This window comes from Calothrix rhizosoleniae SC01 (assembly GCF_900185595.1).
GTDB lineage: Bacteria > Cyanobacteriota > Cyanobacteriia > Cyanobacteriales > Nostocaceae > Calothrix_A > Calothrix_A rhizosoleniae.
In genome coordinates this window covers 1-6,620 of sequence record NZ_FYBH01000136.1, presented here as the reverse complement: position 1 = coordinate 6,620, position 6,620 = coordinate 1, and the positions used below count along the sequence as shown (strand labels likewise).

2 protein-coding genes and 1 pseudogene are annotated in these 6,620 nt (G+C 36.1%); 2 read left to right on the top strand and 1 reads right to left on the bottom strand.

The window, feature by feature from the left end:
- Positions 1-193 (bottom strand): annotated as a pseudogene (locus tag CALSC_RS25815) (diaminobutyrate--2-oxoglutarate transaminase); the annotation flags it as partial.
- Positions 194-1,295: 1,102 nt separating this feature from the next.
- Between CALSC_RS25815 and CALSC_RS08205 the strand changes: the two are divergent.
- Both CALSC_RS08205 and CALSC_RS08200 read left to right on the top strand, forming a co-directional pair.
- The gene (locus tag CALSC_RS08205) at positions 1,296-4,598 is read left to right on the top strand and encodes a MupA/Atu3671 family FMN-dependent luciferase-like monooxygenase (RefSeq protein ID WP_235006724.1); all 3,303 of its coding nucleotides are present in this window, start codon (positions 1,296-1,298) and stop codon (positions 4,596-4,598) included.
- 13 nt (positions 4,599-4,611) lie between these two features.
- Positions 4,612-6,620: type I polyketide synthase (locus CALSC_RS08200; RefSeq protein WP_143288189.1), on the top strand; the 2,009-nt coding region annotated here is incomplete at its 3' end.

Here is a 6,620-nt window from a genome sequence, read left to right as displayed (position 1 = left end):
AGTCTATCAATACTTCTTTTAAGCGAGGATTATTGTGTCCGTAATTCAATGAGCCAGCACCACTCAAAAAATCAATGTAGACATTTCCATTGGTATCAAAAATTTGATGTCTTATAGATTTAGTAAAAACTACCGGAAAGCTTCTGCAATAGCTACGAACGTTAGATTCAATTTTTGTAAATATATTAATCATTGTTCTAAATTTGGTGAATAGTGAACGTAGTCGGGTAGAGCATAAGCATTACTACTTCTTTTCTCCCTCAGAACCGGATTTATAAGTTTTCCAAGTATTCAACTGAGGGCAAATCAGTATCTCTATGATGTCCTAAGATGGATTTGTTGATGACAATAAAAATGCACTAATTGGAAGTTAGAGTATGTATCTTTAGCACCTCTACATATGCAACGCCAGAATAATAAATTTTATTTCCTGTATACCTCAATTTTATGTATACCATAACACTATTTTAAGTAATAGTACCTGTAATAAACACTGATACTCGTAAAATAAAAGCAACGATTTACTTGTATAATATAGAACAAATTTAGCCTAAAGACATTAATTCGCGCATAATCTGGAATTAAGGAGGAGGAAATTAGTTGGTAATTATTTATTTGGTATTTTATGAAGTTGTGATAGTTAGTATGTAGAATATAAGTAGTAATAATTACAACTATAATTTTTTACTGATGCAAGATGTAAACCTAATAAAAAGTGTAAATTATCGGTCGGAGGATTGCTCCAAGCTAACAAATTGCCTTTGTTCATTCAATATGACAGAATATAGACATTCGTGATATTTTTAAATGGAATATATACTCATCAGTATTTATACTGTAGTTAAGTAAAATATTCATTCATAAGTATTTACACTGTAGTAAACAGTACTAAAACGTATAATAATTATATTTTGATATAGTTCTTCTAGTCACAATGATCCATGTACTTGAATATGAGGCGTAGGCATCGGTAGCTTAAAAATAGGGCGTTGCTGATTAAGGGGATAATTTTTACTCACACATTAAGCACAGAGCTGTTTTCCGTAGATACGCAGTGGCTTCTCTCAGGGTAGGATAGACGCAAAGGAAGGATTTTTATTCTGATCTAAAAATATAAATTCATCCTGCATTTACGCAGTACCAAAAATAGTGTTTGTGATCTCGATCCTTGGCTACATTTTAAGTATTATTACTTATTTGTAAATGCTTTGCAAGTTGAAATTATCACCATTTAAATAGAGATAAGCATAACTTGATTAGCAATGTATTTAGCGAAAAATGACACAAGTACAAGTATGAATACTTCTATATTGAAAATTCTTAGCTATAGAGCGCAAAATCAGTGCAACGAAAAAGCCTACATCTTTCTCCAGGATGGAGAAACAGAATCAGCTAGTCTAACTTATGGAGAATTAGACAAGCAAGCAAGAGTAATCGCATCTCATCTCCAATCCTTACAAGGAGAAAGAGCTTTACTGTTATATCATAGTGGGTTGGAATTTATTACCGCTTTCTTTGGTTGTTTATATGCAGGGGTAATAGCGGTTCCAGTTTACCCTCCCAGACGCAATCAGAAATTATCTAGATTACTTTCCATCGTCAATGATTCTCAACCAATTATAGCACTGACAACTACATCGATATTGACTGACATTGAACAAAAGTGGTCAAGTTATGCAGAATTAAACCATTTACAATTGGTTGCGACAGATACTATTGAAAGCAATGGGAAAGAATTTCTAGAGACGGAAGTATCACCAGATAGCTTGGCATTTTTACAATATACTTCTGGTTCTACAGGAACTCCCAAAGGAGTGATGGTTACTCATGGAAACATCATCCACAACCAGCAGATGATCGAGACTGCTTTTGAGCATAGTGAGAAGACTATCTCTGCTGGTTGGTTACCTTTGTTCCATGATATGGGGCTGATTTGGCAGGTGATGCATCCAATGTATCTGGGAACTCCCTGTATTATGATGCCTCCGGTGGCGTTTCTGCAAAAGCCAATACGTTGGTTAAAAGTGATTTCTAAATATAGAGTAACTACTAGTGGTGGCCCCAATTTTGCTTATGATTTATGTGTGAACAAAGTTAAGCAAGAAGATTTAGCTGACCTTGACTTAAGCAGTTGGGATTTAGCTTTTAATGGAGCTGAACCAGTACGAAGAGAAACTCTGAAGAAATTTAGTGAAAAGTTTGCTGCTTGTGGTTTTAAGTATAGTGCTTTCTATCCTTGTTATGGAATGGCAGAGACTACATTGTTTACAACAGGTGGAGAAAAACATAAATCACCTCTAACTCAGGGAGTAAAAGCTACTGATTTAGAGCAAAATTTGATAGTAGAAACTGATATTTACTCTCCCGAAAGTCGAGTGTTTGTAGGATGTGGTAATCCTTATTTAGACACAAATGTAATTATTGTTAACCCAGAATCTTTAACAGATTGTAGTCCAAGACAAGTAGGAGAGATTTGGGTTAGTAGTCCAAGTGTAGCTGCTGGATATTGGAATCGACCCGACACCACAAAAGAAACTTTTCAAGCCTATGTTAAGGATACAGGGAATGGTCCATTTCTTCGTACGGGAGATTTGGGATTTGTCAATCATGGAGAGCTATTTGTAACAGGAAGGCTCAAGGATCTAATTATTATTAGAGGTCGTAATTATTATCCCCAGGATATTGAATTAACAGTTGAAAAGAGTCATGAAGCATTACGACCTAACTGTGGAGCTGCTTTCTCTGTAGAAGTAGAAGGAGAAGAAAGGCTAGTAGTGGTTCAGGAAGTTGAGCGTATCTATGTACGTAAACTAACTTCGGAACAAGTTGTTGCAGCAATTAATCAAGCCGTATCACTAGAACACGAATTAGCTATTGATACTATAGTTTTACTTAAACCAGGAAGTATTTCTAAAACTTCGAGTGGTAAGATTCAGCGCAGTGCTTGTCGTCAAAAGTTTATTGATAAAACCTTAAAAAATGTCATTTTAACAAGGTCTGTAAATCAAGCTCTCACAGCAGTGAAACAAATTGAATTTAGCTTACTTTACTTTTCTAGTAACGAAGCTGAATTTACAGATAACAAATATAAACTTCTGCTAGAAGGAGCAAAATTCGCGGATCAAAATAATTTTCATGCAGTTTGGATACCAGAACGACATTTTCATCCCTTTGGGGGGTTATATCCAGAACCATCAGTTTTAGGTTCTGCCTTGGCAATGGTAACCGAAAATATTCGCATTAGACCGGGTAGCGTTGTTTTACCATTGCAAAATCCAGTTAGAGTTGCCGAACAATGGTCTGTAGTCGATAACTTATCTGGGGGTAGAGTAGATCTGAGCTTTGCTAGAGGTTGGAACCCTAATGACTTTGTTTTGGCTCCAGAAAATTACACTGACCGAACTCAAGTAATGTTTGATGGTATCAAAACAGTGCAGAAACTGTGGCGAGGAGAATCAATTAATTTACCTAATGGTATTGGAGAAGAAACAGAAATAAAAATATATCCCTTACCAAAACAACCAGAATTACCAACTTGGATTACTTGTAGTGGAGGAAAAGAAAGATTTATTGAAGCAGGAGCAAGTGGAGCCAATATTTTAACAGCTTTACTTTTTCAACCCATAGAAGAATTAGCAGAAAAAATAAAATTATATCGAGATTCAAGAGCTAAAAATGGTTACGAACCAGATACTGGTCATGTGACTTTTATGTTACATACTTTTGTCAGTGATGACCTCGAATTTGTTCGTCAGGTAGTGCGGCAACCATTTATGGAATATTTGGAAAGTTCCATTGATTTATGGAAAAATAATTCACAAGATCTAGAGAAATTAACATCGACTCAGCGGGAAAATTTATTAGCTTATGCTTTTGAAAGATATTTTCAGACAACAGCTTTATTTGGGACACCTTCTAGTTGTTTGAAAATGGTGGATGAGCTAAGAGAAATTGGAGTTGATGAAATTGCTTGTTTAATTGATTTTGGAGTAGATGCAGATTCAGTACTATCCAACCTTGGTTATTTGCATCAACTAAGAAATTTGGCAAATGGTATTAGCCAGAAGCAAACTAGTGAAGAATCAAATCAGCAAATTATTAATCCTCAATTTGCAGTGGAAAAATTTGGTGATTCAGAACAAATTTTTCCAGTCAAAGACCAGAAGCTGAATGAATCTCTGCGTAGAGAGCCTGTAGATAATCATCAGAAAAACTCAGATGTTGTTATAGAGTATAACGATTATCAACAACAAGAGAATATTGCCAATTGGATAGAAAAATGGTTAGCCAAACAAAAACGTATCAAGGTCGGTGGTATTAATCGTCAAGCATCATTTGCAGATTACGGGATGGATTCGATTTTGGCAGTGGAGTTAGTACAAGCCTTAGAAAACTGGCTAAAAATTTCTTTGGACGCAACTATTTTATGGAACTTTACTACTATAGAATCCTTAGCTCAATACTTAGTTGGTAAAAATAAAATAATCAAAGAAGAAAATAACAATACGGGTATTAAATCTAAACCAGAAGAACCCCTCAAATCTGAAATTGAGATATCCGTTACAGAAGAACTAGCAGCATTAGAAAAATTATTGTAGGAAGGAGATTGAGATGAAGGAGATTAAATCACAAAATGGGTCGATGGAATTCTCAAAACGGATATCCCAAGCTCTCAAACAAGCACGCATTCAATTAGAAGAAATAGAAAGACAAAAGAATGAACCGATTGCGATTGTAGGTATGGGTTGCAGGTTCCCAGGGGGAGTGGAAGACCCTTCCAGCTTTTGGCAAATCTTAAAAAACGGAGTTGATTGCATTAGTGAAATTCCTCCAGAACGATGGGATATAGAGGATTACTATAATCCAGATCCAGATGTTCCTGGCAAAATGTATACTCGCCAAGGAGGATTTATTGAGGAAGTAGATCAGTTTGACCCAGAATTTTTTGGGATTTCTCCCCGTGAAGCTATTGCTATGGATCCTCAACAAAGATTGCTTTTAGAAGTGAGTTGGGAAGCATTAGAACATGCAGGATTATCACCAAAAAAACTTCAAGGTAGTCCAACTGGAATATTTATGGGGATATCCTATGATGACTATTCTCGCTTCAGTATTAATTCTACAGATCAAACCAAAATTGATGCTTACAATAGCTTAGGAAATTTTCGTAGTATTGCAGCAGGACGTTTAGCATATGTTTTTGGTTTCAACGGGCCGGCTGTACTTTTAGATACAAGTTGTTCTTCTTCACTTTTATCAATTCACCTAGCTTGTCAAAGTTTACGTTTGCAAGAATGTAATCTAGCTTTAGCTGGTGGTGTGAGCTTAATGCTTACCCCCGAACCAATTATTGGTTTGTGTAAACTCAAAGCTGTTTCTGCAGATGGTCGTTGCAAAACTTTTGATGCTTGTGCAGATGGTTTTGGTAGAGGAGAGGGTTGTGGAATTGTCACACTCAAGCGTTTATCGGATGCTGTGGCTGATGGAGACCAGATTTTTGCTTTAATTAGAGGTTCGGCGGTTAATCATGATGGTAAAAGCAATGGTTTAACTGCTCCAAATGGTTTAGCTCAACAAGCTGTAATCGAGCAAGCTTTGAAAAATGCCAAAGTCGAACCATCTCAGATTGACTATATAGAAGTTCATGGAACTGGTACATCTTTGGGAGACCCCATTGAAGTTTTAGCTCTAGGAGAAGTGTTTGGTCAACAGCGAGAAGAGAATCAACCTTTAAAAATTGGTTCGGTGAAAACTAATTTTGGTCATCTTGAATCTGCTGCGGGAGTTGCAGGTTTGATGAAGGTGGTTCTTGGTTTGCAGCATCAACAAATTCCTCCTCATCTCCATTTCAAACAGCCAAATCCTTATATTCCTTGGCAGAAATTACCGATTGGGGTTCCCACACAATTAACTCCCTGGGAATCGAAAGAAACAGGACGTTTGGCTGGAGTAAGTTCTTTTGGTGTAAGCGGAACAAATGTTCATATTATTTTAGAAGAAGTCCCCGAATCAGTTATCAGTCAAAAGTTAACAGTTAGTAACCAATTAATAGAACGCTCGCACCACATTTTAGCTTTATCAGCAAAGCATGAAAAGGCATTATCAGAATTGGTTCAAAAGTATGAAAATCTTTTAAAGGATGGGTCTTTTACAGCTAATCTCGCTTCGGTTTGTTTCACTGCCAATACAGGGCGATCGCACTTCAATCATCGTCTAGCAATTATTGCATCTGACAAACAAGAATTAACTGATAAATTAGCTTTAATTAGTGCTCAAGAAGAAGTTAATGGTGTATTTAAAGGACACACTGCTACTAATAATAAATCAGCCTTAATAGCCTTTTTATTTACTGGACAAGGTTCCCAGTATATAAATATGGGAAGACGACTTTATGAAACCCAACCAGTCTTCCGTGAAACTATATTAAAATGCAATGAAATTCTCAAAGCTTATTTAGAAAAATCCATTTTAGATGTAATTTATCCAGAAAATATAGATAATTCAATCATTGACAAAACAGCTTATACCCAACCAGCTTTATTTGCAATTGAATATGCTCTGTATAAACTATGGGAATCCTGGGGAATAAAACCTTCAGTGGTAATGGGTCACAGTGTGGG